The organism is Streptomyces sp. H27-H1 (assembly GCF_026627445.1).
Classification (GTDB): Bacteria; Actinomycetota; Actinomycetes; order Streptomycetales; family Streptomycetaceae; genus Streptomyces.
The window spans coordinates 67,025-92,325 of record NZ_JAPNLJ010000037.1; the positions used below are offsets into that span (position 1 = coordinate 67,025).

Here is a 25,301-nt window from a genome sequence, read left to right on the forward strand (position 1 = left end):
CGCGCCTCGACACATGGTCGACCGATTCCGTCGCGTAATCAAAAGGAAACAACGGAATCACTTGGCCGAGGGGTGTACCTCTGCCAGGATCGGCACTCAATTCGAGCTGTAGCTCGAACTGTAGCTACGGAGAGCGTGAGAGCGTGATGGGCAACCGCTTCCAGGTCAAGGTCCAGGTCAAGGACCGATTCGCCGCAGGCGCGCAGTACATCGACGGGCAGCTGCGGCCCGGCACCTCCGGTCGGTCACACACAGTGGTCGACCCGGCGACGGGTGAGGAGGTACTCACCTACGAGCTGGCCTCCACCGACGATGTGGACGCGGCCGTCGCCGCCGCCAAGCGGGCCTTCCCGGGCTGGTCGGGAGCCACCCCGGGAGAGCGCTCCGACGCGCTGCACCGGCTGGCCGGAGTGCTGGCCGAGCGGGCCGAGGAGTTCGCCTACGCGGAGTCCCTGCAGTGCGGCAAGCCGGTCAAGCTGTCGACCGAGTTCGACGTGCCGGGGACCATCGACAACACCGCCTTCTTCGCGGGCGCCGCGCGCCACCTCCAGGGGCAGGCCGCCGGCGAGTACTCCGGGGACCACACCTCGTACGTACGCCGCGAGGCGATCGGGGTCGTCGGCTCCATCGCACCGTGGAACTACCCGCTCCAGATGGCCGCCTGGAAGATCCTCCCGGCGATCGCCGCGGGCAACACCATCGTCCTCAAGCCCGCCGAGCTCACCCCGCTGACCTCCCTGATGTTCGCCCAGGCGGCCAAGGAGGCGGGCCTGCCCGACGGCGTGGTCAACATCGTCAACGGCGCCGGCCGGGACGCGGGCGAGCACCTGGTCGGCCACCCGGACGTGGTCATGACCTCCTTCACCGGGTCCACCGCCATCGGCAAGCGGGTCGCCGAGATCGCCACCGCCACCGTCAAGCGGCTCCACCTGGAGCTCGGCGGCAAGGCGCCCTTCCTCGTCTTCGACGACGCCGATCTGGAGGCCGCCGCCCACGGGGCCGTCGCCGCCTCCCTGATCAACACCGGCCAGGACTGCACGGCCGCAACCCGTGCCTACGTCCAGCGCCCGCTCCACGACGCCTTCGTCGCCCGGGTCGCCGAGCTGATGGAGACCGTCCGCGTCGGCGACCCCTTCGACCCGGCCACCGACCTCGGCCCGCTGGTCTCGCACGCCCAGCGCGACCGGGTCGCCGGTTTCGTCGAGCGCGCCCGCGCGTACGCCACCGTCGTCACCGGCGGCGAGGTTCCCGGCGGGGAGCTCGCGGACGGCGCGTACTACCGGCCCACGCTGATCTCAGGCGCGGCCCAGGACAGCGAGGTGGTCCAGTCCGAGATCTTCGGGCCGGTCCTCGTGGTCCTGCCCTTCGACTCCGACGACGAGGGCATCGCGCTGGCCAACGACACCCCCTACGGTCTCGCCGCCTCCGCCTGGAGCCGTGACGTGTACCGGGCGAACCGCGCCACCCGCGAGATCAAGGCGGGCTGCGTCTGGGTCAACGACCACATCCCGATCATCAGCGAGATGCCGCACGGGGGCTACAAGGCCAGTGGCTTCGGAAAGGATATGAGCACGTACTCCTTCGAGGAGTACACGCAGGTCAAGCACGTGATGTACGACAACACCGCGGTGGCCGCGAAGGACTGGCACCGCACGATCTTCGGGGACCGATAGCCGTCAGCCGCCTGACCAGCGGCCCGCACCCATCCCGAAAGGGCATCTCCCATGGAGCAGTTCGAGCCCGACCGCCTCTCGGCGGCGCAACTCGCCGCGATGCGGCGCAGCATCACCAACGGGCGCGGCGCCCTCACCCGCCGCTCCCTGTTGCGCGCCTCCGGAGTCGGAGCGCTCACCCTCGGCGGCCTGTCCGCGCTGGCCGGCTGCGGCATCCCGCCGGCCAAGCGCGCGGACGGCACCGCCGTGGCCTCCGATGACCATTCGGAGCAGGAGAAGGAGATCAACTTCTCCAACTGGACCGAGTACATGGACACCAGCGAGGACGAGAAGTCCCGTCCCACGCTGGAGGAGTTCACCAAGCGGACCGGGATCAAGGTCAAGTACACCGAGGACATCAACGACAACGTCGAGTTCTTCGGCAAGATCAGGCCCCAGCTGGCGGCCGGCCAGGACACAGGCCGCGACCTGATCGTCGTCACCGACTGGCTGGCCTCGCGCATCATCCGCCTCGGCTGGGCGCAGAAGCTGGACCCCTCGCACCTTCCGCACGCCTACGCCAACCTGATCCCGCAGTTCCGCAACCCCGACTGGGACCCGGGCCGCGCGCACAGCTACCCGTGGACCGGCATCGACACCGTCATCGCCTACAACACCAAGGCGACCGGCGGGAAGAAGATCGACTCCGTCACCCAGCTCCTCGACGACCCCTCCCTCAAGGGCCGCGTCGGCTTCCTCACCGAGATGCGCGACAGCGTCGGCATGACCCTCCTGGACCAGGGCAAGGACCCGGCGAACTTCACCGACGCCGACTACGACGCGGCGATCGGCCGGCTCCAGAAGGGCGTGGACAAGAAGCAGATCCGCCGCTTCACCGGCAACGACTACACCGCGGACCTCGACAAGGGCGACCTCGCAGCCTGCCTGGCCTGGGCCGGCGACGTCATCCAGCTCCAGGCCGGCAACCCGGACATCCAGTACGCGATCCCGGCGGCCGGCTACATCACCTCCAGCGACAACCTGCTGGTCCCGGTGAAGGCCCGGCACAAGGCCAACGCGGAGAAGCTCATCGACTACTACTACGAGCCCCCGGTGGCGGCCCAGCTGGCCGCGTACATCAGCTACGTCTGCCCCGTCGAGGGCGTCAAGAACGAGCTGGCCAAGATCGACCCGGCGCTCGCGGACAACGTCCTGATCGTCCCCGACAAGGCGATGTCCGCCAAGTCGCACGCCTTCCGCTCCCTCACGAGTGGGGAAGAGACGGCGTACGAGGAGAAGTTCGCCAAGCTCATCGGAGCCTGACGGGTCCCGCCGCCCCCGCGGCGCCCGTACCGGCACCTGCCCCTTCCACGTCACCACCACCGAAGGCCCAGGCCCATGACTGACAAGACCGAAGGCGGCGACGTCCGCCTCGCCGGGATCAGTAAGCACTACGGATCCTTCACGGCCGTGCACCCGCTGGATCTCACCATCCCCCAGGGCTCCTTCTTCGCCCTCCTCGGCGCCTCGGGCTGTGGGAAGACCACCACCCTGCGCATGATCGCCGGTCTGGAGGAGCCCTCCACCGGAACCGTCAGCCTCGGCGACCGCGAGGTGACGCACCTGCCGCCCTACAAGCGCCCGGTCAACACGGTCTTCCAGAGCTACGCCCTCTTCCCGCACCTCGACGTCACGGAGAACATCGCCTTCGGGCTGCGCCGCCGCGGCATCAAGTCGGTCAAGAAGCAGGTCGACGACATGCTGGAACTGGTCCAGCTCGGCCAGTTCGCCCGCCGCAAGCCGCACCAGCTCTCCGGCGGCCAGCAGCAGCGCGTCGCCGTCGCCCGCGCGCTCATCAACCATCCGCAGGTGCTGCTCCTCGATGAGCCGCTCGGCGCCCTCGACCTCAAGCTGCGCCGCCAGATGCAGCTGGAGCTGAAGCGGATCCAGACCGAGGTCGGCATCACCTTCGTGCACGTCACGCACGACCAGGAGGAGGCCATGACCATGGCCGACACGGTCGCCGTGATGAACGGCGGCCGCGTCGAGCAGCTGGGCGCCCCCGCGGAGCTCTACGAGAACCCGAAGACCACCTTCGTGGCGAACTTCCTCGGCACCTCCAACCTCATCGAGGCCGAGGTCCTGGAGGCCGGCGCGGCCGACGTCGTGGTCGGCTCGGCCGGTACGAAGCTGCGCGTCCCGGCGGCGCGATGTTCGACCACGCCCCGGGCGGGCGGCAAGCTGCTGGTCGGGGTGCGCCCGGAGAAGATCTCCCTGGTCCACGTGGACGCCGAGGACACCATCGGGGCCGGCCGCAACAAGGTCGTCGGCAAGATCGCCGCCTCCTCCTTCATCGGAGTGTCCACGCAGTTCGTCATCGACAGCCCGGTCTGCCCGGAGCTGGAGGTGTACGTCCAGAACATCGAGCGCGACGCCCGGCTCGTGCCCGGCGCCGACGTGATACTGCACTGGAACCCGGACCACACCTTCGGCCTGGACGCCGCTCAGGACATCGACGCGGGCATCGAGACGGTCGGGGAGTCCGCATGACCGCCCCCGCCGCGCTGCCCGAGGTCGTCGCCACCGCCGAGCCCCCGGTGCACAAGCCGTCCCTGAAGAAGCGCCTGATCCCGTACTGGCTGCTGCTCCCGGGCATCCTGTGGCTGGTCGTCTTCTTCGTGCTGCCGATGATCTACCAGGCCTCGACCTCGGTGCAGACCGGCTCCCTAGAAGAGGGCTTCGAGGTCACCTGGCACTTCCAGACGTACTGGGACGCCTTCACCGACTACTACCCGCAGTTCCTGCGCTCCCTGCTCTACGCCGGCACCGCGACCGTGCTGTGCCTGCTGCTGGGCTATCCGCTGGCCTACCTGATCGCCTTCAAGGCGGGCCGCTGGCGCAATCTGCTCCTCGTGCTGGTCATCGCCCCGTTCTTCACCAGCTTCCTGATCCGCACCCTCGCCTGGAAGACGATCCTGGCCGACGGCGGCCCGGTGGTCGGCGTCCTCAACTCGGTCGGCTTCCTGGACGTCACCAGCTGGCTCGGCATGACCGAGGGCGACCGCGTCCTGGCCACGCCGCTCGCGGTCGTCTGCGGACTGACGTACAACTTCCTCCCCTTCATGATCCTTCCGCTCTACACCTCGCTGGAGCGCATCGACACCCGCCTCCACGAGGCGGCCGGGGACCTGTACGCCCGTCCCGCCACCGTCTTCCGCAAGGTGACCTTCCCGCTGTCCATGCCGGGCGTGGTCTCCGGGACGCTGCTCACCTTCATCCCGGCCAGCGGCGACTACGTCAACGCCGAACTGCTCGGCTCCACGGACACCCGCATGATCGGCAACGTCATCCAGTCGCAGTACCTGCGCATCCTCGACTACCCGACTGCGGCCGCGCTGTCCTTCATCCTCATGGCCATCGTGCTCGTCATGGTCACCATCTACATCCGCCGAGCGGGGACGGAGGACCTGGTCTGATGAAGAGCGCCATTACCTGGCTGCGCCGCCACCTCGTCGTGATCGCGGGGCTCGGCACGCTCGCCTACCTGATCCTGCCGAACGTCGTCGTCACGGTCTTCTCCTTCAACAACCCGACCGGACGGTTCAACTACGCCTGGCAGGAGTTCTCCCTCGACGCGTGGAAGGACCCCTGCGGAGTCGCCGACATGTGCGGCTCGCTGTCCCTGTCGCTGCAGATCGCCCTGTGGGCCACCATCGGCGCGACCGTCCTCGGTACCGCCATCGCCTTCGCGATGGTCCGCTACCGCTTCCGGGGGCGCGCGGCCGTCAACTCGCTGATCTTCCTGCCGATGGCCATGCCCGAGATCGTGATGGCGGCCTCGCTACTGGCCCTCTTCCTCAACATGGGCATCCAGCTCGGCTTCTGGACGATCCTGATCGCCCACGTCATGTTCTGCCTCAGCTTCGTCGTCGCCGCCGTCAAGGCCCGGGTGCTCTCCATGGACCCGCGCCTGGAGGAAGCGGCCCGCGATCTCTACGCCGGTCCCGTGCAGACCTTCCTGCGCGTCACCCTGCCGATCGCGGCCCCCGGCATCGCGGCGGGCGCGCTGCTCTCCTTCGCGCTCTCGTTCGACGACTTCATCATCACCAACTTCAACTCGGGTAACACCGTCACCTTCCCCATGTTCGTGTGGGGATCGGCCCAGCGCGGTACGCCTGTGCAGATCAACGTCATCGGCACCGCGATGTTCGTCATCGCGGTCCTGGTGGTGCTGGCCGGCCAGCTGGTCGCCGGCCGCCGCAAGAAAGCACAGCCCAAGTAACACCTGGCAACACCTGTAGGGAGTTGGAAGACATGGCCCCAGACGCCATGCGCACCGCTGCACGATCCCTTTCCGAAGCGAAGCCGGTCTCGTACTGGCTGGACGACCCCGGCAAGCCGGCCGCCGAGCCCGCCCTCACCGGGGACGAGCACTGCGACCTGCTCGTCATCGGCGGCGGCTACAGCGGACTGTGGACCGCGCTGATCGCCAAGGAGCGCGACCCCGCCCGGGACGTCGTACTGATCGAGGGCGTTGAGGCGGGCTGGGCCGCCTCGGGCCGCAACGGTGGCTTCTGCGCCGCCTCCCTCACCCACGGCCTCGCCAACGGGCTGGCCCGCTGGCCGGACGAGCTCGCGAAGCTGGAGGAGCTCGGCGCCCGCAACCTCGACGCCATCGAGGAGGCGGTCGCCCGCTACGGCATCGACTGCGACTTCGAGCGCAGCGGCGAGATCGACGTGGCCACCGAGCCGCACCAGGTCGAGGAGCTCCGCGAGTTCCACGCGGAGGCCGAACGGCTCGGCCTCGCGGGTCGCTCCGAATGGCTGGACGCGGACGCACTGCGGGCCGAGGTCGACTCCCCGACCTTCCTCGGCGGGATCTGGGACCGCGACGGCGTCGCCATGCTCAACCCGGCGAAGCTCGCCTGGGGCCTGAAGCGGGCCTGCCTGGAACTGGGCGTGCGGATCTACGAGAACACGCGCGGGCTGGATCTGGCCGGCTCGGGAGCCGGGATGGCCGTGCGGACCCCGTACGGCCGGGTCTTCGCCCGCCGGGTGGCGCTGGGCACCAACATCTTCCCGTCGCTGGTCAAGCGGGTCCGTCCGCTGACCGTCCCGGTCTACGACTACGCGCTGATGACCGAGCAGCTGACCGAGGAGCAGCTCGCCGCGATCGGCTGGAAGAACCGGCAGGGGCTCGGCGACAGCGCCAACCAGTTCCACTACTTCCGGATCACCCCCGACCGGCGGATCCTGTGGGGCGGCTACGACGCGATCTATCCGTACGGCGGCAAGCTCGACGTCGAGCACGACCACCGGCCCGAGACCTACCTCAAGCTCGCCGAGCACTTCTTCACCTGCTTCCCCCAGCTGGAAGGCGTGAAATTCAGCCACGCCTGGGGCGGGGCGATCGACACCTGCTCGCGCTTCTCCGCCTTCTTCGGCACCGCGCACGCGGGCAAGGTGGCCTACGCGGCCGGTTTCACCGGGCTGGGCGTCGGGGCCACCCGCTTCGGCGCCGACGTGATGCTGGACCTCCTCTCGGGGGAGCGGACCGAGCGCACGGAGCTGGAGATGGTGCGCACCAAGCCGATGCCGTTCCCGCCCGAGCCCTTCGCCTGGACCGGCATCACGATGACCAAATGGTCACTGGCCCGGGCGGACCGGCTGGGCGGCCACCGCAACCTGTGGCTGAAGACGCTGGACCGCTTCGGTCTCGGCTTCGACAGCTGAGGCCGGGGCCGCGACGGCCGGGCCGGGGCCCGGTGTGCTGATCGGGTAAGAGACGCCCGTACGCCCCTGGCGCACACCGTCACCGACGGTATGACCCGGTTCACTGCCACGGAGTAGGGAAACCCGCGTCATAGCCGGGCCCGGCCCCGCTCTCTCCTGTGAGAACGCTTCACCTCACCAACGGAGAGCGGAGGCCGGGCGATGACGACCCCGGGAGACAAGACGGCAGTGGACTGGCTGGTTTCGGTGGCGCCCGATCCGGACGCCTGCCGGCGGGAATGGGAGCGCAACCCCCTCGGGGTCGCCCTGCTTCCCGCCGGCCACCGGTGGGACGTACTGATCCTGCCGGGGGAGCTGGGCCACGCCACCCTCGAAGTACTGGACACGCTGCCCGCCCCGCCCGGCCCGGTGATCGCCGATTTCGGCGACTCCAGGCTGGGCTTCTTCGTGCCTCCGGGCACGGCGTCCCGCTGGGTCGGGACAGGCGTACGGGGAGCCGGGCACGGGACCTGGATCGTGGTCCCCTACCCCGGCCGGGCCACGGGCGGGGTCCGCTGGCTCGTGGTCCCCGACGGGCAGGGCACGCTCACCGATCCGGCGGTCCTGGAGCTCGCGATGCACGAGGCGGCGGCGCGCGCCGTGGGCCGGGAAGGTGGCAGGTCTTGACAAGAACATTGGTCTGGACCATCTTGGGCGCCGCTGCGCCTTCCCCCACCGCCTGCCCAGCCGCGGCCCGGCTCCATCCCCCCATGCACCGGAGGCAGTTGTGCGCCCGACCAGCCCCGTCCGCCCTGCCGGACCCGCCGTCATACGCTCCGCCCTGTCCCTCCTTACCGCCGCCGCCCTCGCGGTGGCCGGCCTCCTCGCCGCAGGTCAGTCGGCCGCCGCGGCCGACGTCGACCTCATCCGCAACGGCGGCTTCGAAGCCGGTCTCGACGGCTGGAGCTGCTCGGCCGGCAGCGGAGCCGCCGTCAGCACCCCGGTGCACGGCGGCACTTCCGCCCTCAAGGGCACCCCGGCCGGGCAGGACAACGCCCGCTGCTCCCAGACCGTCACCGTCAAGCCCGACTCCCCGTACACGCTGAGCGCCTGGGTGCAGGGCGCGTACGTCTACCTCGGCGCGACCGGCACCGGGACCACGGACGCGCAGACCTGGGCGCAGACCCCGGGTGCCTGGAAGCAGCTGAGCGCGAGCTTCCGTACCGGAGCGAACACCACGTCGGTGACCGTGTACACGCAGGGCTGGTACGGCCAGCCGCCGCAGTTCACCGACGACGTGACCCTGGTCGGCCCCGACCCCGGCGGCTCCGGACCCGGCCAGCCCCAAGTCCCGGCCGCCCCTGCCGGCCTCGCCGGCTCGGCCTCCTCCGCGACCGCGGTCGGCCTCTCCTGGTCGGCGGCCACCGGCGCCACCTCGTACAAGCTCTACCGGGACGGTGCGAACCCGACCACGGTCAGCGGCACTTCGGCGACGGTCACCGGCCTCACGGCCGCCACGACCTACTCCTTCCAGGTCAGCGCGGTGAACGCGGCCGGCGAATCCCCGAAGAGCGCCGCCGTCCCCGTCACCACCCAGAGCGGCGGCGGCAACCCCGGCAACCCGGGCCTGCCCGCGCACGCCCTGGTCGGCTACCTGCACGCCAGCTTCGCCAACGGCTCCGGCTACGTCCGGATGGCCGACGTGCCCGCCTCGTGGGACGTCATCAACCTGGCGTTCGGCGAGCCCACCTCGGTGACCTCGGGTGACATCCGCTTCCAGCTCTGCCCGGCCAGTGAGTGCCCGAATGTCGAATCGGCCGCGGAGTTCAAGGCGGCCATCAAGGCCAAACAGGCCGCCGGCAAGAAGGTCCTCATCTCGATCGGCGGCCAGAACGGCCAGGTCCAGCTGGGCACCACGGCGGCCCGTGACACCTTCGTCTCCTCCGTCGGCAAGATCATCGACGAGTACGGGCTCAACGGCCTCGACGTCGACTTCGAGGGCCACTCCCTCTCCCTGGCCACGGGCGACACCGACTTCCGCGCCCCCACCACCCCGGTGATCGTCAACCTGATCACGGCCGTGAAGACACTCAAGGCCAAGTACGGCCCGGACTTCATCCTGACCATGGCCCCCGAGACCTTCTTCGTCCAGCTCGGCTACCAGTACTACGGATCCGGCCCCTGGGGCGGCCAGGACCCGCGCGCCGGCGCCTACCTCCCGGTCATCCACGGTCTGCGCGACGACCTCACCCTGCTCCACGTCCAGGACTACAACTCCGGCTCGATCATGGGCCTCGACAACCAGTACCACTCCATGGGCGGAGCCGACTTCCACATCGCCATGACCGACATGCTGCTCACCGGCTTCCCGGTGGCCGGCAACACGGCCCGCGTCTTCCCGCCGCTGCGCGCGGACCAGGTCGCCATCGGCCTCCCGGCCACGACCAACGCGGGCAACGGCCACACCAGCCCCGCCGAGGTGAACAAGGCGCTGGACTGCCTGACGAAGAAGACGAACTGCGGCGCCTACCAGACCCACGGCACCTGGCCCGCCCTGCGCGGCCTGATGACCTGGTCGATCAACTGGGACCGCTTCGGCGCCTGGGAGTTCTCGAAGAACTTCGACGCCTACTTCGGCGGCTGACCGGCCGTCACCACCACCACCCGTGCCCGGCCGCAGTCCCCCGGGGCTGCGGCCCGGCCACAGCACTAGGCGCTGGGTCCGGCAGGCCGTGCGGCGTACCGGCGGACGCCCAGGAGCAGCGGCGTGCACATCAGCAGGCTGGCCAGGACGTCCAGGGGCCAGTGGTAGCCGCGCAGGATCAGGCCCGTCGCCGTCAGTGAGGTGAGGGCGGCCGCCAGGGCCAGGGGCCAGCGGCCCCGGGTGTACGGGCGGACGAGCAGGGCCGCGCCCGCGTACGCCACGTACGCGGTGGCCGTGTGGCCCGAGGGGTAGTAGCCGGAGGCCCAGGGTTCCAGCGGGCCCGGCCGGCCGGTCCACTCCTTCAGCGGGACGATCAGGGCCGGCACCAGGGCCATGGCCAGCGCCGCGGCCGCCGCGCCCCGGCGGTTGCCGCGCCGGGCGGCGTAGACGACCGCGAGGAGCAGCACGGGGACCGCGACGGGGACGTTGCCGAGATCGGAGAGGCGCTGGGTGACCGCGTCGGGGACGGTGCGCACGAGCGCCCGGCTGAGGCCGGCGTCCGGGACCAGCAGCGGCCCCGACACCAGGACCTGCCAGGTGATCAGGGCGAAGAGTGCCGCGCAGAGCGCGGAGAGGAGAGTGGCCGGCCGCCCCGGAACAGGGGGGGTGGTTCCGGGGCGGCCGGCCGGATCGGGTCGCCGGGCACCCCGGGGGGTTTGGGGCGTACGGCTGTCCGATCGGTGAGGAGTGTGCGCGAACGCATGCCCAGTGCGGCGCTGGGGAAGCCCGGTACTGGTGTCGCCTCCGGTTTCCCGGGGGCGGGGTGTTTCACTCATCTGCAGAAACCGTACGGCAGCGGAAGGGGGACCGACAGCAGGAAAGCGCTCCCGCCATCGGCCCCCCACACCTTCTTCACAGCGCCCGACCGTTACCCGCGGTAGTGATCGCTTGGTGATCGAGCATCGCACCCCCGCGTTCTACCGCTTGTGTCAGACGTTCGATCAGAGGGCCGCGAACGCGGCCTCGATGACGTCCAGGCCCTCGTTCAGCAGGTCCTCGCCGATGACCAGCGGCGGGAGGAAGCGGAGCACGTTGCCGTAGGTGCCGCAGGTGAGGACGAGCACGCCCTCGGCGTGGCAGGCCTTGGCGAGCGCGCCGGCCGCCTCCGGGTTCGGGGTCTTGGACGCGGGGTCCTTGACGAGCTCGATCGCGATCATGGCGCCGCGGCCGCGGATGTCGCCGACGATGTCGTACTTCTCCTGGATGGCGGTCAGACGGGCCTTCATGATCGACTCGATCTTCTTCGCCGCGGCGTTGAGGTCGAGCTCCTTCATGGTCTCGATGGAGCCGAGCGCACCGGCGCAGGCCACCGGGTTGCCGCCGTAGGTGCCGCCCAGGCCGCCGCCGTGCACGGAGTCCATCATCTCGGCGCGGCCGGTCACGGCGGCGAGCGGCAGGCCGCCCGCGATGCCCTTGGCGGTCGTGATGAGGTCGGGGACGATGCCCTCGTCCTCGCACGCGAACCACTGGCCGGTGCGGCAGAAGCCGGACTGGATCTCGTCGGCGACGAAGACGATGCCGTTGTCGTTGGCGAACTTCACGAGCGCCGGGAGGAAGCCCTTGGCCGGCTCGATGAAGCCGCCCTCGCCGAGGACCGGCTCGATGATGATCGCGGCGACGTTCTCGGCGCCGATCTGCTTGGTGATCTGGTCGATCGCCTGGGCGGCGGCCTCGGGGCCGCAGTTCTCGGCGCCGGTCGGCCAGCGGTAGCCGTAGGCGACGGGGACGCGGTAGACCTCGGGGGCGAACGGGCCGAAGCCCTGCTTGTACGGCATGTTCTTCGAGGTCAGGGCCATCGTGAGGTTCGTACGGCCGTGGTAGCCGTGGTCGAAGACGACGACGGCCTGGCGCTTGGTGTACGAACGGGCGATCTTGACGGCGTTCTCGACGGCCTCGGCGCCGGAGTTGAACAGCGCCGACTTCTTGGCGTGGTCACCCGGGGTGAGCTCGGCGAGGGCCTCGCAGACCTCCACGTAGCCCTCGTAGGGCGTCACCATGAAACAGGTGTGGGTGAAGTCGGCGAGCTGCGCGGTGGCGCGGCGCACGACGGCCTCGGCGGAGGCGCCGACCGAGGTCACGGCGATGCCGGAGCCGAAGTCGATCATGCGGTTGCCGTCGACGTCCTCGAGGATGCCGCCACCCGCACGGGCCGTGAAGACGGGGAGCACGGAGCCCACGCCGCCGGCCACCGTCGCGAGACGGCGGGCCTGCAGCTCCTGCGACTTGGGGCCGGGGATCGCGGTGACGATGCGGCGCTCCTGCGGAACAGCGGTCATAGGGGGCTCCTGGGGGGTGTTTTCGGACGCACTTGTGTCTTTGTCCGCAGGCTAGGCCCGGGAGGCGTGGTCCTGCATGCTCCGTTCGGGAGTGGTGCCCGCGTGTCCTTGTCCGTGACGGCCATAGGAAGGATTCCGCCCATGTCTTGTGGATCATCACCGGGTACGGGCCGCTGGGCGGCGGCGGCCACTAGATTGAGCGCGCAGCACAGTGCGGTAACGGGCAGGGGGCAGGGGTTACATGGACACCGACGGCACGCACGGCAGGCACGGGCGGCCGGAGCCGCGCACGGCCGGGCACGTCCCCCGGCCGGCCGGCCCCTCCGGGCACCCGGGCCCGGACCACCCCGCTGACCCCTCCGGCGCCCCCGGCCCCTCCGGCCTCCCGCCGAAGCCCGCCCACGCCCCCGGCGCGGGACCGGCGCCCACCGCGGCCCCGGCGGCGGGCCCCACCCTCACCGACTGGCTACGCGTCCCGCGCCCCGCCGCCGGCCCCGGCATCTGGTCGTACGGGCACGTTCCGCGCGCCGCGCAGGAGCCCGAGACCACCCCGACCCGACAGCTGATCAGCGGGGCGCTCATCTCCCTGCTGGCCGGACTGCTGCTGTGGTCCCTCCTCTGGAACGGCTACCTCGGCGGCTTCTGGCTCTGGCCGCTCTACATGTTCACCCCCGACTCCTGGGCCGGGACGTTCCCCTCCGTCGTCGCCTCCTACGTCTGGTACGCCGTCGTGGCGCTCACCCTGGCCATCGGCTTCGGCCGCCTCGGCCGCTGGCCCGAGCTGGGCCGCCGCATCCTCGGCGGCCGCGCCGTACGGGCCGTGGACCCGGCGCCGCGACCGGTGGAGCCCGGCGGGCCCGACGACCCCGCCCAGTGGACCGAGGTGCGGGCGGCCGGGCTGGTGGAAGCCGCCGACCGGCTGGGGGCGGAGGCCCGGGCCGGGCGGATGAACGACGTGGACTACGCGCGGATCCGGCGGGCCTGGGAGACCGTACGGGCCGACCCGTCGCGGACGCGGGCCTTCGACCAGGCCGTACGGGACAAGGGCGCCGGAGCCTGCGTCCACCCGTCGGGCGCCCGCGACCTGCCCGTCCGCGCCGCCCGGCACGATCTGCTGGCCCGGCAGGTGCAGCTCGGCACGGTCCAGGACGGCGAGCGCAACCCGTACGCCCGACGCGGCAGCGGCGTCGCCCTCGACCCCGCGGTCCTCGGTACCTCACTGCTCGCCATCGGCCCCTCCGGCGCGGGCAAGACGACCCGCCTGGTCCGCCCCGTCGTGGAGTCCCTCGCCCTGCAGGCCCTGGCCGGCCAGGCCGCCGTCATCGTGGTCGCCTCCGCGGGCACCGCCCTGGGACCCGACACGGGCTACGACGTCGTCATCCGCGTCGGCGACCCCGATTCCGTCTACGACCTGGACCTCTACGGAGGTACCCCCGACCCCGACGAGGCCGCCACGCTGCTCGCGGAGGGCTTCGTGGGAGACCTGCCGGGGATCGACGTACGCCGCGCCGCCACCGCCCTCGCGCAGCTCCTCGGACCGTTCCGGGCGGCGCACGGCCGCTTCCCCGCCGTGCCCGAGCTGCGGGAACTCCTCGATCACGTGCCCGTCGCCCTCGCCACCCTGCGGGGCACCCTGGAGGCCGCCGGACAGCACCGGATGCTCCGCGAGCTCGACGCGCGCGAACGCCAGCACGGGGCCTCCGCCGATCCGGGACCGGCCCTCGCCGACCGGGTCGCACTGCTCGACCGGCCCGCCTTCGCGGGGTTCTTCAACGTCAAGGACGCCGACACCACCGGCGCCGGCCGGCCCTTCTCCCTGCGGGCCCTGGAGCATCCGCTCCGGGTCCGCATCGACCTGCCCGAGCGCGGCCACGCCGACGCCTCCCGGGTGCTGGCCCGGCTGCTGCTCGCCCAGTTCAACGCCGCCGCCACGGCCCGCACCGACCGCTCGCTCTTCGCGCTCCTCGCCTTCGACGACGCCTCCCACACCCTCACCCCGGAAGCGGTGCGCGGCATCCAGCGGCTCCGCTCGGCCAACGCGGGGGTCCTGCTCACGCTGCGCACCCTGGACGACGTACCGGAAGCGCTGCGGACCCCGCTGCTCGGGGCCGTCGGCTGCCGCATGGCCTTCTCCGGGGTCACCACCTGGGACGGCAAACGGTTCGCCGAGACCTGGGGCACGGAGTGGGTGGAGACCCGGGACGTCACCCACCGGACGGTCTTCGCCGACCAGCCGCTCACCCGGGCCATCCACGCCTTCCGCAAACTGGTCTCGGGCAAGGCCGTGACCACCGACGCCGTGACCGTGCGCCAGGTGGAACGGGAACGCTGGTCGGCCTCCGACCTGGCGCACACGGTGCCCCCCGGCCACGCCGTCCTCTCCCTCACCTCCGTCCGCGGCGAGCGGGCCGCCCCGCTGCTGGTGCGGCTCGGGGGATAGGACGGGGCGGACCCGTACGAGGTGGCAGAATCGAGGTGAGCCGTTCGTACGACACGGCGAAATCCGCGGTGGTGGTCCACGGCGAGAATCCAGCGTCGGCGTCTCGCCGCCGCAACCCTCCTCCCCCCTTAAGGCGCCCCGGTACCCATGCCGCTCACCCTCGCCTCGCTCGTTCAGCACTCGGCGCTCAAGCTCAGCGTCCGGGCCGGGGAGGGCCGCCTCGACACCCCCGTGCGCTGGGCCCACGTCAGCGAGCTCGCCGACCCCGTCCCCTACATGGAGGGCGGGGAGCTGCTCCTGATCACCGCGATGAAGCTGGACGCGGAGGACCCCGAGGAGATGAGGCGCTACGTACGCAGGCTCGCGGCCGCCGGAGTCGTCGGCATCGGCTTCGCCATCGGCGTCAACTACGACGCCGTGCCCGAGGCGCTGGTCGAAGCCGCCCGCGGCGAGGACCTGCCGCTGCTGGAGGTACCCCGGCGCACCCCGTTCCTCGCCATCAGCAAAGCCGTCTCCGCGGCCCTCGCCGCCGACCAGTACCGGGCCGTGACCGCGGGCTTCGAGGCGCAGCGGGAGCTCACCCGGGCCGCACTGTCCGCCGACGGGCCCGCCGAACTGCTGACGAAGCTCGCGGCGCACGTGCACGGCTGGGCCGCCCTGTACGACACCTCCGGCGCCGTCGTCGCGGCCGCGCCCGACTGGGCCGCCCGCCGGGCCGCCCGGCTCACCCCCGACGTGGAACGGCTGCGGGAGCGCCCGGCCCCCGCCAGCGCCGTGGTGGGCGGCTCCGAGGACCGGGTCGAGCTCCAGTCGCTGGGCACCGGGCGGCGGGCGCGCGGCGCCCTCGCGGTCGGTACCGGAGCCCCGCTCGGCACGGCGGAGCGGTACGCCGTCCACTCCGCGGTGGCCCTGCTGACCCTCACCACCGAACGCTCCCGCTCCCTGCACGACGCGGAGTCCCGCCTCGGCGCCGCCGTGCTGCGCATGCTGCTCGCCGGCCAGGCGGAGCAGGCCCAGGCCGTGGCCGGGGACCTGTACGGGGCCCTGCTCGACGCACCGTTCCGCATCCTCGTGGCGGAGCCCGCGCTGGCCGGCACGGCGCAGCCGGAAGGGCTGGCACTGCTGGCCGACACCGTGGAGTCGGCGGCCGCGCGCACGGGGGAGACCCTGCTCGTGGTGCCGGAGCCCGGCCGGCTCGTGGTCCTGGCGGCCGACGGGGGATCGGCGGTCCAGGCGTGCGCGCAACACGCGGAGGCCCTGGAATCCCGGCGCGGCCGGGAGCCGGGCGAACCGGAGCCGGACGAACTGGTCCTCGGCCTGTCGGCGCCCGCGGCGGCCTCCGGCGTGGCGGCGGCCCTCAAGCAGGCCGACCAGGCCCTGGCCGTGGCCCGGCGGCGCGGCCGCCCGCTGGTCGAACACGAGGACCTCGCGGCGGGCTCGGTGCTCCCGCTGCTCGCCGACGACGCCGTACGGGCCTTCGCGGACGGCACGCTGCGCGCACTGCGCGAACACGACGAGAAGGGCCGCGGCGACCTGGTGGCCTCCCTCCAAGCCTGGCTCTCCCGCCACGGCCAGTGGGACGCGGCCGCCGCCGACCTCGGAGTCCACCGGCACACGCTCCGCTACCGGATGCGCCGGGTGGAGGAGATCCTCGCCCGCTCCCTGGACGACCCGGACGTCCGCATGGAGCTCTGGCTCGCCCTGAAGGCCACCTCTCCTTCTTGACGCGTCCCTCCCTTCTTGTCGCGCCCCTCGCATCGTTCGGCGCCGGCGCGCTTCTCGGGCTCCGTGGCGCTGCGCCGGACTCCGTCCGCCGTCGGCCGGGACGCCGGCTGATTTCAGCCCCGCCGGCGTTTGAGGCGCGGGTCCGGGCGGAGCCCGGGGAACGGGGGAAGGGCAGGGAACGGGGGAAGGGCGGGGAGGGGACATGTCCCGCGCAGCGGCAGCCCACCGCGGCACCCCGCAGCCCCCCGCCGGGGCCCCGCACGGGGCAGCGGGACCCCCGACACTGACAAAGCGGCGCGCCGCGCCACGCACGTACTCCACGCCGGACAAACGCCGAAACCGCGACGGAGTCCTACGGTGGAGGGGACAAGGACCCACCGCACACACTCCGAAGGGCCGGGATCAGCATGACTTCCACCCACGCCTTCTGGCTCGCCGGCCGCCAGGCCACGGGCGACGACAGCTTCGACGTCCACTCCCCGTGGGACGGCCGCCTCGTCGCCGCCGTGAGCGTCCCGACCGACGCCCAGGTCGAAGAGGCCGTCGCCGCCGCGTACGCCGTGACGGCGGAGTTCTCCGCGACCCCGGCCCACGTACGCGCCGAGGCCCTGGCCCACGTCGCCCGCCGGCTCGCCGAGCGCACCGAGGAGATCGCGCTGCTGATCTCCGCCGAGAACGGCAAGCCGATCAAGTGGGCCCGCGGTGAGGTCGGCCGTGCGGTGTCCGTGTTCCGCTTCGCCTCCGAGGAGGCCCGCCGCTTCAACGGCGGAGAGGCCCAGCGCCTGGACACCGACGCCGGCGGCGTCGGCCGCCTGGCCCTGACCCGCCGCTTCGTCAAGGGTCCGGTCCTGGGCATCGCGCCCTTCAACTTCCCGCTGAACCTGTGCGCCCACAAGGTGGCCCCGGCCATCGCCGTCGGCGCGCCGATCATCCTGAAGCCGGCCCCGGCGACCCCGCTCTCCGCTCTGGTCCTCGGCGAGCTGCTCGCCGAGACCGACCTGCCGGCCGGTTCCTGGTCCGTGCTCCCCGTCGCCAACGACAAGATGCCGGAGCTGGTCAAGGACGAGCGCCTGCCCGTCATCTCCTTCACCGGTTCCGACAAGGTCGGCTACGCCATCCAGCAGGCCGTGCCCCACAAGCACTGCACCCTGGAGCTCGGCGGGAACGCCGCGGCCGTGGTCCTGGAGGACTGGTCCTCCGAGGCCGACCTCGACTGGGCCGCGAACCGCATCGCGACCTTCTCGAACTACCAGGCCGGCCAGTCCTGCATCGGCGTGCAGCGCGTGATCGCCGACGCGGCCGTCTACGACCGCCTCGTAGAGAAGGTCGTCGCGAAGGTCCAGGCACAGGTCACCGGCGACCCGAACGACTCCGCCACCGACGTCGGCCCCCTCGTCTCCGAGGACGCCGCCAAGCGGGTCGAGTCCTGGGTCGACGAGGCCGTGGCCGCCGGAGCCAAGCTGCTCACGGGCGGCAAGCGCGAGGGTGCCTCGTACGAGCCCACCGTCGTCGCGGAGGTGCCCGCGGGCGTCACCCTCGCCACCGAGGAGGTCTTCGGACCGGTCCTCACCCTGCGCCGGGTCGAGAACACCGACGAGGCCTTCGCCGCCGTCAACGACTCGAAGTTCGGTCTCCAGGCCGGTGTCTTCACGCGGAACATCCAGACGGCCTTCCGCGCCCACCGCGAGCTGGAGGTCGGCGGTGTGATCGTCGGCGACGTCCCGTCCTACCGCGCCGACCAGATGCCCTACGGCGGCGTCAAGCAGTCCGGTGTGGGCCGCGAGGGCGTGCGCTACGCGATGGACGACTACACCTACGAGCGGGTCCTGGTCCTCAGCGGCCTCGACATCTGACCGACTCGTACGGCCCACCAAGCCGACGGCCGGAGCCTACTGTGCGGGGGCTCCGGCCGTCTTTTCATGTCCGCCACCGGCCTGTCCGGACGGCCGCCCGCCCGGTCCTGCCCCAGGACGAGGGCGAGGGCGGGGCGAGGACGGGTGCCGGGCGCGACGACCGTGCCGGCGGGGTCCTGGATCAGGAGGCACCAGGACGGCCCGTGCCGCGGACCGACAGACGGCGCCGGGTGCGGGCGATCATGCGCCGGCCGCGGTCAGTGCCGAGGGCGCGCAGCATGCTCAGCACCTTGGCCTGGCGGCCGCTGCGCACGCTGCCGAGGACGGCGAAGCGCGTTCCGGCGCCCTCGGGGACCGCGGCCATCCCGCCGACCACGTGCCGGCTCTGCATCAGGCAGTAGCCGGGCTGGAGCAGGACCTCGAAGGCGGCCCGGTAGCCGAGCGGGCCGTGGGCCCAGGCCCGGCCGCGCTCCGGGGCGCCGGGGCGGAAGCCCGGGACCATGCGGAAGGCCTGGATGGTCGGCACCAGGTGCGGCAGCTCGCCCTCCAGGTCGCTCGCGACGTCCCAGACCTCGTCGAAGGGGGCGTCGATGTACTCCTCCGCGTACATGACGGCGCCCAGCCCGGCGGCCATCACGCGCAGCCGCTGGACGGGGTCGAGTGCGGCCGTAGGCCAGCCGGTGGTCATCGCGTCCACGCCTTCCGAAAGTTGTCGCGGGCACGGTGCAGTCGCGACTTCACCGTGCCACAGGGAATGTTCAGGATCTCGCCGGCCGATCGTTCGTCCAGGCCCTCGAGTTCACGCAGGGTCAGCACCGCGCGGTGCTCCGAGGACATCCGGCGCAGGACGTCGTGCACGTCGCAGGCCAGTTCCGGGCTGCGCGATCCGGGCACGTCGTCGAGTTCGCCCCACGGGGTCTCCCGCTGGGCGCGCCGGGCGACCCGGACGGCCTCGCGTACAGTGATGGTGCGCACCCACGCGTAGAGGGCGGTCGGATCCTTCAGCCGGGGCAGGCCCTGGAAAACTGCGATCAGGGACTCCTGCACCGCGTCGGCGCTGTCGGTCAGCGCGATCGGGCGGCACAGCCGGCTGACGTACGGGGTCACCAGGTTGAGCAGGTCGTTGACGGCCAGAGCGTCGCCGGACTGGGAAGCCCTGACCAGCCTGGCCGCGGCTTCCCAGGGATCGGGCTCCAGGGGCCGCGGGGTGTCCAGCTCGTGGCGCCGGACACTGGGGTCGGCTGTTCTCACGTCCCGGTCTCCTCCCTCGCGTGGCATCGCTCCACCCGTTCGCCGGACGGCGCTCGGTGCACGGTGCTTCATAGGACAGAGGGGCCAAACGGAGCGGATACTCCCGCGCGGCCGCATATTTGCGCGGAAGACCCGGGAACCCGGGGGAGTGTCCGGGGCCCGCAGCGCCTCTCTCATGGTGTCGACGATGCCTGCTGGAGCTGTGAAGGGGCCGAGGAAGTTGGAGAGAGAACAACATCCCGAGGTACGTACCGGCCAGGGCGTGGTGAGGGGCCGGGTCGAGGAGGGGATCTCCGTGTTCCGGGGGATCCCCTACGCGCGGCCGCCCTTCGGCGAGCTGCGCTTCCGCGCGCCGCGGCCGGTGGAGCCCTGGGACGGCGTACGGCCCGCGCTTCAGTTCGGGCCTCCGCCGCCGCAGTACGACCGGATGAGCCCGGAGGCGGGCACGGGCGGCCAGGAGCAGGCTCCGGACTGCCTCACGGTCAACGTGTGGTCCCCGGAGCTCGGGGCCGTCGGGCTGCCCGTGATGGTGTGGTTCCACGGGGGCGCCTACGTGTTCGGCCGCTCGGCGGACCCGGTGTACGACGGGTCCCGGCTGGCCCGCCGGGACGTGGTGGTGGTCAGCTTCAACTACCGCGTGGGCATGGAGGGTTTCGGGCAGCTGGCCGGGAGCCCGGCCAACCGGGGCCTGCTGGACCAGATCGCCGCCCTGCACTGGGTCCGGGAGAACATCGCGGCCTTCGGCGGCGAGCCCGACGACGTGACGCTCTTCGGCGAGTCGGCCGGAGCCGGGTCGATCGCTGCCCTGCTGGCGATGCCGGCGGCGAAGGGTCTGTTCCACCAGGCGGTGGCGCAGAGCGTGCCCGGTTCGTACTTCACCCCGGAGCTGGCGGCGGGCGTCGCGGAGGCGGTCGGAGCGCGCGTGGGTTCGGCCGCGACCGCCGAGGCCCTGCGGGGCGGCGATCCCCACCTGCTGGTGCGGGCCGCGGACGCGGTGTTCGCGCGGCGGGCGCGGTATGCGGACCGGTGGGGCACCGTCGCCCACACGGAGACCATGTTCTCCCCGGTGATCGACGGGGAGTCGCTGCCCCGCACCCCGTGGGAGGCGGTCGCCAAGGGCATGGCCCGCGACCTGGCCCTGATGTTCGGTCACAACCGGGAGGAGTACCGGCTGTTCATGGCCAAGCGGAGCGAGTTCGGTGCGGTGACGCGGGAGCGGGCCGCCGAGGCGCTGCGCGTCTTCGGGCCGGGCACGGATGGGGAGCGGGCCTACCGCGAGGCCTACCCGGCCGCGGACGCGGAGGAGTTGTACGAGACGGTGATGTCGGACTGGCTGTGCCGGGTGCCCACGACCCAGTTGCTGGAGGCGCAGGCGGCCGCGGGCGGGGTGGCGTACGCGTATGAACTGCGCTGGCCCGCACCGGTGTCGGGCGGGAAGCTGGGCTCCTGCCACGGTCTGGACGTACCGCTGGTGTTCGGGACCCTGGAGGCCCCGCTGGCGCGGCAGATGCTGGGGGACACCGCTCCGCAGGAGGCCGGCGCGCTGTCGGATCGGATGCAGTCGGCCTGGGTGCGGTTCGCCGGGTCCGGGGATCCGGGGTGGCCCGCATACCGCTCCGCGAGGCGCCTGACCAAGGTGTTCGACTGCGAAGACGTGCTGCTCGGGGATCCGGTGGCCGCGTCGCGCCGGGTATGGGAGGAGCACCCCTTCGGGGCGCTGGAGCCGCGGTAGCGGCGGCCGTTTCCGGTGGGCGGCATTTCGCCTGTGACCCCTTTTGAACGCTATGGGTGATACGGGTCTCGCATTGCGGAAGTGGGTTTGGATCCGTCCAATTGTCGCCGCCTGATGCTAGGGTGGCTGGTGTTGTGCAAAGTCTGAGTTCAGGCGCGACGGGGGTTGACGGCCTGAACTCGGATGCCCGTGGATTGATACTTGCGGGTAATGCGCGGAAGTGCAATGCGTCGGCAAAGTTCACGCAAGAAACAGCTTTGCCTTACGTGCTCGATCGAATGGCTTGACGCCGCCCCCCGTCCGGCGAACGGGATATCGACAATGGGGGCGCAGTGGCTGAAACCGATGTTGCGCGGACGGTTGGCTGGGATATGGAGGAACTGACCCGGCTCGTGGAAGGCGCGCAACGGGGCGACGCCTTGGCCATGGACGAGCTGCTCGGCGTCGTCGCGCCGTACGTCGGCCGGATCTGCGGGCCCGTGGCATTGCAGGACGGGGCGGACGCCGCGCAAGAGGCGCTCATCGCGGTATTCCGCAACATTCATCAGCTAAAAACGCCCGCGGCGTTTCTGGGCTGGGTGCGCGCGATCGCCGCCCGGGAGGCCCTCAAGTATGCGAAGCAGCGCCAGCGGCAGGGTTCCTTACCGTCGGACTGGGACGAGAAGCCGGTGCCCGAGGACCTCCAGCTCGCCTCGGACATCGCCGACGTCATGTGCAGGCTGGCACCCGAACACCGGGTTGTGCTAACCCTGCGCCACATCGACGGCCTGAACGAACAGGAGGTCGCGGGGGTTCTCGCGGTGCCGGTGGGGACGGTCAGGTCCCGGCTGTTCCGGGCCCGGCGCTCATTCCGTTCCGCCTGGGAGTGAGCGCGCGTCCATGCGGAGCCGGAGGCGGTCGAAGAGCACTCCGGTCCGGCGCTCCGCCCGCACCACGCGGAGGCGGTCCACGGCCTGGCCGCCGGGGAAACGCAGGCTGCTGAAGAAGGCGAAGCGTGTTCCGCCACCCTCGGGTACGGCGGCCATTCCGCCGACCAGTGCCTTGCTCTGCATCAGGCACCAGCCCGGCCGCAGCACCACGTCGAAATGCTCGCGGTGTCCGATGGAACTCACGGCCCGCCCGGTCAGCCGGTCCTTCTCGGTTCCGGTAATGGTGAAGGAACGCAGGCCCGGGACGATATGCGGGAGTTCCTTTTCGAGATCGCTCGCGACGGCCCACAGGCGCTCGATCGGTACGTCGAACAGACGCTCGCCGTAACTCGGGTACTTCAAGGCGGAGGCGATGACCTTCAGGCGTCGCACCGGATCGAGTTCAACCGTCGGCCAGTCACTGTTCAACGGACCAGTCACTGGCTACCGCCCCCTATGTCTCGTATGCGGGAGAGACTCTCAGTCATCTCCCTTCCCGGTCAAGCTATTCGGAATACCCGCCCCGGGTCAGCCGCGCGCAACAAGCTCCGAGAGAAATCAGAGCCGCCCGGGAGTGCATCTCTAGCGTACGGCCTCTTTCCCTTGAAGGAGCAGGATACGTGTGCATCGTACAAGGGGAGCGGCGGTATGTGGCTTACTCAGTTGCTGGAGCGAAATCGGCAGGGCTTCGGCGGGTGGGTGGCCCTGGCCGACGCACGGCGCTCGCTCACCTGGGAGCAGCTGGCCGGACGCGTCGAAGCGCTGGCGGAACGGCTGAACGCGCGCGGGGTGCAGCGGGGGGACAGGGTGGCGGTCCTGTCGGCGGACCGTATCGAAGTGATCGAGACGTACTTCGCGTTGGGACACCTCGGGGCGGTATTCGTCCCCCTGGACCCGAGTCTCGTCCCGGGGGAGGTCGAGGAGATCGTCGACCACGCCAAGGTCGTCGGTGTCATCGGCGAAGGAGCGCTGCTGGAACGCGTGGACAGGGGCTCGACCGCAAGTAGTTGGCGGCTGGCCTTCGAGGACCCGCTGTTCCGGGACGGGCCGGACGGCGGGGGCGGCGGTCAGCCGGCCTTCGAACCGCACGTGCGGGCCGACGACCCGGTGGCCATCCTCTACACCTCCGCCACCGGGGGCCGCCCCAAGGGCGTGGTCGTGGACCACCGTTCGGTCAAGGACATCTCGCTCGGCTGGCTCGCGGCCACCGCCCAGCCCGCAGGGGGAGTACTGGTCACCAGCGGGCCGCTGTTCCACGGGACGGTCGTCCTGGCCTTCGCCCATCTCGCCGCGGGCGCCGCCCTGGTGGTGGCCGGACCGCGGCCGCGGGACATCGTCGAGGCCGCCCGTGTCCACAAGGCGACGCACCTGTGGCTGGTGCCGGAGACCCTGCGCGCCGTGGTGGACCACCTCGCCGGACACCCGGACGAGGCCCTGCCCGATTCGCTGGCAGAAATCCTCTACGGAGCCGCCCCGCTCCCCGTCGAGCTGTACGCACGGGCCGCCCGCACCCTCGGCTGCGGATTCCGCCAGGTGTACGGGCTGACGGAGGCGGGCGGTCCGATCGTCACCCTCGGGCCCGGCGAACACCCCGACCCGCTCGGAGAACTGCCCGACACACTGCCCACCGGCCAGGTCATCCCCGGGATGTCGCTGCGCATCGCGGACGAGAACGGCCGGCCGCTGCCCGCCGGGCACACCGGCGAGATCCTGGTCCGCGGCGACGGCCGGATGCGCGGCTACTGGCGCGACCCCGCGGCCACGGCGGCGGCCACCGTCAAGGGCTGGCTGCGTACCGGTGACCTCGGCCGCCTCGACGACGAGGGCCGGCTGCACCTCGTCGACCGCCTCACCGACCTCATCATCAGGAACGGCCGCAACGTCTACCCGGCCGAGATCGAGCGGGTGCTGCGCCGGCACCCCGCCGTCGCCGACGCGGCCGTGGTGCCCGTCGCCGACGGCGACGAGGGCGAGGTGCCGCTCGCGCTCGTCGTCCTGGCCCCCGGTGCCGGAGCGGACCGGACGGAGATCCTGGGCCACCTCTTCGAGCGGATGGCGGAGTACAAGGTCCCCAAGGACGTCCAGATCGTCGAGGAACTCCCGCGCAATGCGACCGGGAAGGTGCAGAAGAAGCTACTCACCGCGTGAGCCGCCGCCATCCGAGCACGCGGCGGACCATGCACGAGGGAGTCCGTGCACGAGTGAGTCCGTGCACAAGCGAGTCCGAAGACGCGAACAACCGGGAACGGGGAAGAAAGCCGTGCGATCCATGGGGACCCTGCTGACACTGCCACGCGCCCTGACACACTTCCGGCCCCGGATACCGGGGCTCGGCTTCGGTGTCTCCTCCGTCCACGAGGGACCGCCGGTCGCCGTGCGCGAGGCCGAGCGCCGGATGGCCAGGGCCATGCCGCCCCGGCGCAGAGCCGACTTCCTGACGGGCCGCAGCGCGCTGCACCGCGCACTGCGCTCGGCGGGACTCACCGCCGACGCGGTGCTGTTCGAGGGGCCGCGCCCGCTGCTGCCGCCCGGGATCTCCGCGTCCATCAGCCACTCCGAAGGCGTCGCCGTAGCCGTGGCCGGTCCCTCGGACCGGTTCCGCGCGCTGGGCGTCGACCTCGAACTGAACGGCCTGCCCCTGGAAGCCGCCCACCTGGTGCTGCGCGGAGCAGAGACCGCCGTGCTCCGGCAGGCCGGCGCCGCCGCCCACCAGCGCCTGCTCGCCATGTACTCCGCCAAGGAAGCCGCCTTCAAGGCACTCAGCCCGCTCCTCGGCCCCGACCTGACCGGCCTGCGCGACCTGCGGCTGGCGGCCGACGCCGACGGATACCTGGCCCACGCCACGAGCCGTCCCGAGTTGCGGATGCGCGTGAGCGTACGGCGGCTCCCGCAGGGCGTCCTGTGCTGGGCCGTGCCACAGGACTAGGTCCTGTCTGGAGTCCGGATCGCGAGTTCGGTAGATCGCCTGCGCGTGGAGGCCCGGTCTTGATAGGCCATCAGTCATGGCGCGAGGCGATCTCACCGACGAGCAGTGGACTCTGATCGAGC

Annotated in this window: 20 protein-coding genes; 15 read left to right on the forward strand and 5 right to left on the reverse strand. The window is 71.6% G+C overall.

Annotated elements, in window-relative coordinates; translation table 11 throughout:
- Positions 1–146 precede the first annotated feature (146 nt).
- The 8 genes from OTB20_RS31155 (at position 147) to OTB20_RS31190 (ending at position 10,008) form a co-directional block, all read left to right on the forward strand.
- Positions 147–1,673: a gamma-aminobutyraldehyde dehydrogenase gene (locus tag OTB20_RS31155; RefSeq protein WP_267822647.1), complete on the forward strand. Its 1,527-nt coding sequence runs from the start codon at positions 147–149 to the stop codon at positions 1,671–1,673.
- Between the two features lie 51 nt (positions 1,674–1,724).
- Positions 1,725–2,975, forward strand: coding sequence for a polyamine ABC transporter substrate-binding protein (locus OTB20_RS31160; RefSeq protein WP_267822613.1), 1,251 nt, complete (start codon positions 1,725–1,727; stop codon positions 2,973–2,975).
- 75 nt (positions 2,976–3,050) lie between these two features.
- Positions 3,051–4,202 (forward strand): ABC transporter ATP-binding protein, encoded by a 1,152-nt coding sequence (locus tag OTB20_RS31165; protein ID WP_267822615.1) that lies wholly within the window; start codon positions 3,051–3,053, stop codon positions 4,200–4,202.
- Positions 4,199–5,128 carry an ABC transporter permease gene (locus tag OTB20_RS31170; RefSeq protein ID WP_267822617.1) on the forward strand — a complete coding sequence of 310 codons (930 nt, stop codon included), beginning with the start codon at positions 4,199–4,201 and terminating at the stop codon, positions 5,126–5,128. The genes OTB20_RS31165 and OTB20_RS31170 overlap by 4 nt, the downstream gene beginning before the upstream one ends.
- Positions 5,128–5,934, forward strand: coding sequence for an ABC transporter permease (locus OTB20_RS31175; protein ID WP_267822619.1), 807 nt, complete (start codon positions 5,128–5,130; stop codon positions 5,932–5,934). Before OTB20_RS31170 ends, OTB20_RS31175 begins: the two co-directional genes overlap by 1 nt.
- A gap of 32 nt (positions 5,935–5,966) precedes the next feature.
- Entirely contained in the window at positions 5,967–7,385 is a 1,419-nt protein-coding gene (locus OTB20_RS31180; protein WP_267822621.1) for an NAD(P)/FAD-dependent oxidoreductase, read from the forward strand.
- 201 nt (positions 7,386–7,586) lie between these two features.
- The gene (locus tag OTB20_RS31185; RefSeq protein WP_267822623.1) at positions 7,587–8,051 is read left to right on the forward strand and encodes a hypothetical protein; all 465 of its coding nucleotides are present in this window, start codon (positions 7,587–7,589) and stop codon (positions 8,049–8,051) included.
- A gap of 154 nt (positions 8,052–8,205) precedes the next feature.
- A complete protein-coding gene (locus OTB20_RS31190; RefSeq protein WP_420716521.1) occupies positions 8,206–10,008 on the forward strand; it encodes a chitinase in 1,803 nt (600 codons plus the stop codon).
- Between the two features lie 65 nt (positions 10,009–10,073).
- On the opposite strand, the gene OTB20_RS31195 is transcribed toward OTB20_RS31190, so the two are convergent.
- Positions 10,074–10,592, reverse strand: a complete 519-nt coding sequence (locus OTB20_RS31195) for a phosphatase PAP2 family protein (RefSeq protein ID WP_420716520.1) — start codon at positions 10,590–10,592, stop codon at positions 10,074–10,076.
- 417 nt (positions 10,593–11,009) lie between these two features.
- Positions 11,010–12,344 carry a 4-aminobutyrate--2-oxoglutarate transaminase gene (gabT, locus tag OTB20_RS31200; protein ID WP_267822627.1) on the reverse strand — a complete coding sequence of 445 codons (1,335 nt, stop codon included), beginning with the start codon at positions 12,342–12,344 and terminating at the stop codon, positions 11,010–11,012.
- A 241-nt stretch (positions 12,345–12,585) separates the two neighbouring features.
- Here gabT and OTB20_RS31205 point away from each other — a divergent pair, with 241 nt between their 5' ends.
- The 3 genes from OTB20_RS31205 to OTB20_RS31215 all read left to right on the forward strand — a co-directional run bounded on the left by OTB20_RS31205 (position 12,586) and on the right by OTB20_RS31215 (position 18,362).
- Complete coding sequence (locus tag OTB20_RS31205; protein ID WP_267822628.1) at positions 12,586–14,784, forward strand: ATP-binding protein; 2,199 nt, start codon at positions 12,586–12,588, stop codon at positions 14,782–14,784.
- A 147-nt stretch (positions 14,785–14,931) separates the two neighbouring features.
- On the forward strand, positions 14,932–16,509 hold the full coding sequence (locus OTB20_RS31210; protein ID WP_267822630.1) for a PucR family transcriptional regulator: 1,578 nt from the start codon (positions 14,932–14,934) through the stop codon (positions 16,507–16,509).
- Positions 16,510–16,916: 407 nt separating this feature from the next.
- Complete coding sequence (locus OTB20_RS31215; protein ID WP_267753400.1) at positions 16,917–18,362, forward strand: aldehyde dehydrogenase family protein; 1,446 nt, start codon at positions 16,917–16,919, stop codon at positions 18,360–18,362.
- Positions 18,363–18,543: 181 nt separating this feature from the next.
- Here OTB20_RS31215 and OTB20_RS31220 read toward each other — a convergent pair whose 3' ends face one another.
- Together OTB20_RS31220 and OTB20_RS31225 are read right to left on the reverse strand one after the other, a co-directional pair.
- Positions 18,544–19,050 (reverse strand): hypothetical protein, encoded by a 507-nt coding sequence (locus tag OTB20_RS31220; protein WP_267822632.1) that lies wholly within the window; start codon positions 19,048–19,050, stop codon positions 18,544–18,546.
- The gene (locus tag OTB20_RS31225; protein WP_267822634.1) at positions 19,047–19,613 is read right to left on the reverse strand and encodes an RNA polymerase sigma factor; all 567 of its coding nucleotides are present in this window, start codon (positions 19,611–19,613) and stop codon (positions 19,047–19,049) included. The genes OTB20_RS31220 and OTB20_RS31225 overlap by 4 nt, the downstream gene beginning before the upstream one ends.
- A gap of 220 nt (positions 19,614–19,833) precedes the next feature.
- Between OTB20_RS31225 and OTB20_RS31230 the strand changes: the two genes are divergently transcribed.
- Positions 19,834–21,345 carry a carboxylesterase/lipase family protein gene (locus tag OTB20_RS31230; RefSeq protein ID WP_267822635.1) on the forward strand — a complete coding sequence of 504 codons (1,512 nt, stop codon included), beginning with the start codon at positions 19,834–19,836 and terminating at the stop codon, positions 21,343–21,345.
- Positions 21,346–21,677: 332 nt separating this feature from the next.
- Entirely contained in the window at positions 21,678–22,214 is a 537-nt protein-coding gene (locus OTB20_RS31235) for an RNA polymerase sigma factor (RefSeq protein WP_267822637.1), read from the forward strand.
- On the opposite strand, the gene OTB20_RS31240 is transcribed toward OTB20_RS31235, so the two are convergent.
- Positions 22,191–22,646 (reverse strand): hypothetical protein, encoded by a 456-nt coding sequence (locus OTB20_RS31240; RefSeq protein WP_267822639.1) that lies wholly within the window; start codon positions 22,644–22,646, stop codon positions 22,191–22,193. The two genes, OTB20_RS31235 and OTB20_RS31240, sit on opposite strands and share 24 nt — an antisense overlap.
- Positions 22,647–22,916: 270 nt before the next feature.
- Here OTB20_RS31240 and OTB20_RS31245 point away from each other — a divergent pair, with 270 nt between their 5' ends.
- Together OTB20_RS31245 and OTB20_RS31250 are read left to right on the forward strand one after the other, a co-directional pair.
- Complete coding sequence (locus tag OTB20_RS31245) at positions 22,917–24,401, forward strand: class I adenylate-forming enzyme family protein (RefSeq protein ID WP_267822641.1); 1,485 nt, start codon at positions 22,917–22,919, stop codon at positions 24,399–24,401.
- Positions 24,402–24,522: 121 nt separating this feature from the next.
- Complete coding sequence (locus tag OTB20_RS31250) at positions 24,523–25,179, forward strand: 4'-phosphopantetheinyl transferase family protein (protein WP_267822651.1); 657 nt, start codon at positions 24,523–24,525, stop codon at positions 25,177–25,179.
- Positions 25,180–25,301: the final 122 nt, after the last annotated feature.

What these genes read in the sequence shown, in the direction of transcription:
- OTB20_RS31210 (WP_267822630.1), top strand. Translation starts at nt 14,932, where the DNA reads ATGCCGCTCACCCTCGCCTCGCTCGTTCAGCACTCGGCGCTCAAGCTC.
- OTB20_RS31185 (WP_267822623.1), top strand. Translation starts at nt 7,587, where the DNA reads ATGACGACCCCGGGAGACAAGACGGCAGTGGACTGGCTGGTTTCGGTG.
- OTB20_RS31215 (WP_267753400.1), top strand. Translation starts at nt 16,917, where the DNA reads ATGACTTCCACCCACGCCTTCTGGCTCGCCGGCCGCCAGGCCACGGGC.
- OTB20_RS31250 (WP_267822651.1), top strand. Translation starts at nt 24,523, where the DNA reads ATGGGGACCCTGCTGACACTGCCACGCGCCCTGACACACTTCCGGCCC.
- gabT (WP_267822627.1), bottom strand. Translation starts at nt 12,344, where the DNA reads ATGACCGCTGTTCCGCAGGAGCGCCGCATCGTCACCGCGATCCCCGGC.
- OTB20_RS31220 (WP_267822632.1), bottom strand. Translation starts at nt 19,050, where the DNA reads ATGACCACCGGCTGGCCTACGGCCGCACTCGACCCCGTCCAGCGGCTG.
- OTB20_RS31205 (WP_267822628.1), top strand. Translation starts at nt 12,586, where the DNA reads ATGGACACCGACGGCACGCACGGCAGGCACGGGCGGCCGGAGCCGCGC.
- OTB20_RS31155 (WP_267822647.1), top strand. Translation starts at nt 147, where the DNA reads ATGGGCAACCGCTTCCAGGTCAAGGTCCAGGTCAAGGACCGATTCGCC.
- OTB20_RS31180 (WP_267822621.1), top strand. Translation starts at nt 5,967, where the DNA reads ATGGCCCCAGACGCCATGCGCACCGCTGCACGATCCCTTTCCGAAGCG.
- OTB20_RS31175 (WP_267822619.1), top strand. Translation starts at nt 5,128, where the DNA reads ATGAAGAGCGCCATTACCTGGCTGCGCCGCCACCTCGTCGTGATCGCG.
- OTB20_RS31170 (WP_267822617.1), top strand. Translation starts at nt 4,199, where the DNA reads ATGACCGCCCCCGCCGCGCTGCCCGAGGTCGTCGCCACCGCCGAGCCC.
- OTB20_RS31165 (WP_267822615.1), top strand. Translation starts at nt 3,051, where the DNA reads ATGACTGACAAGACCGAAGGCGGCGACGTCCGCCTCGCCGGGATCAGT.
- OTB20_RS31160 (WP_267822613.1), top strand. Translation starts at nt 1,725, where the DNA reads ATGGAGCAGTTCGAGCCCGACCGCCTCTCGGCGGCGCAACTCGCCGCG.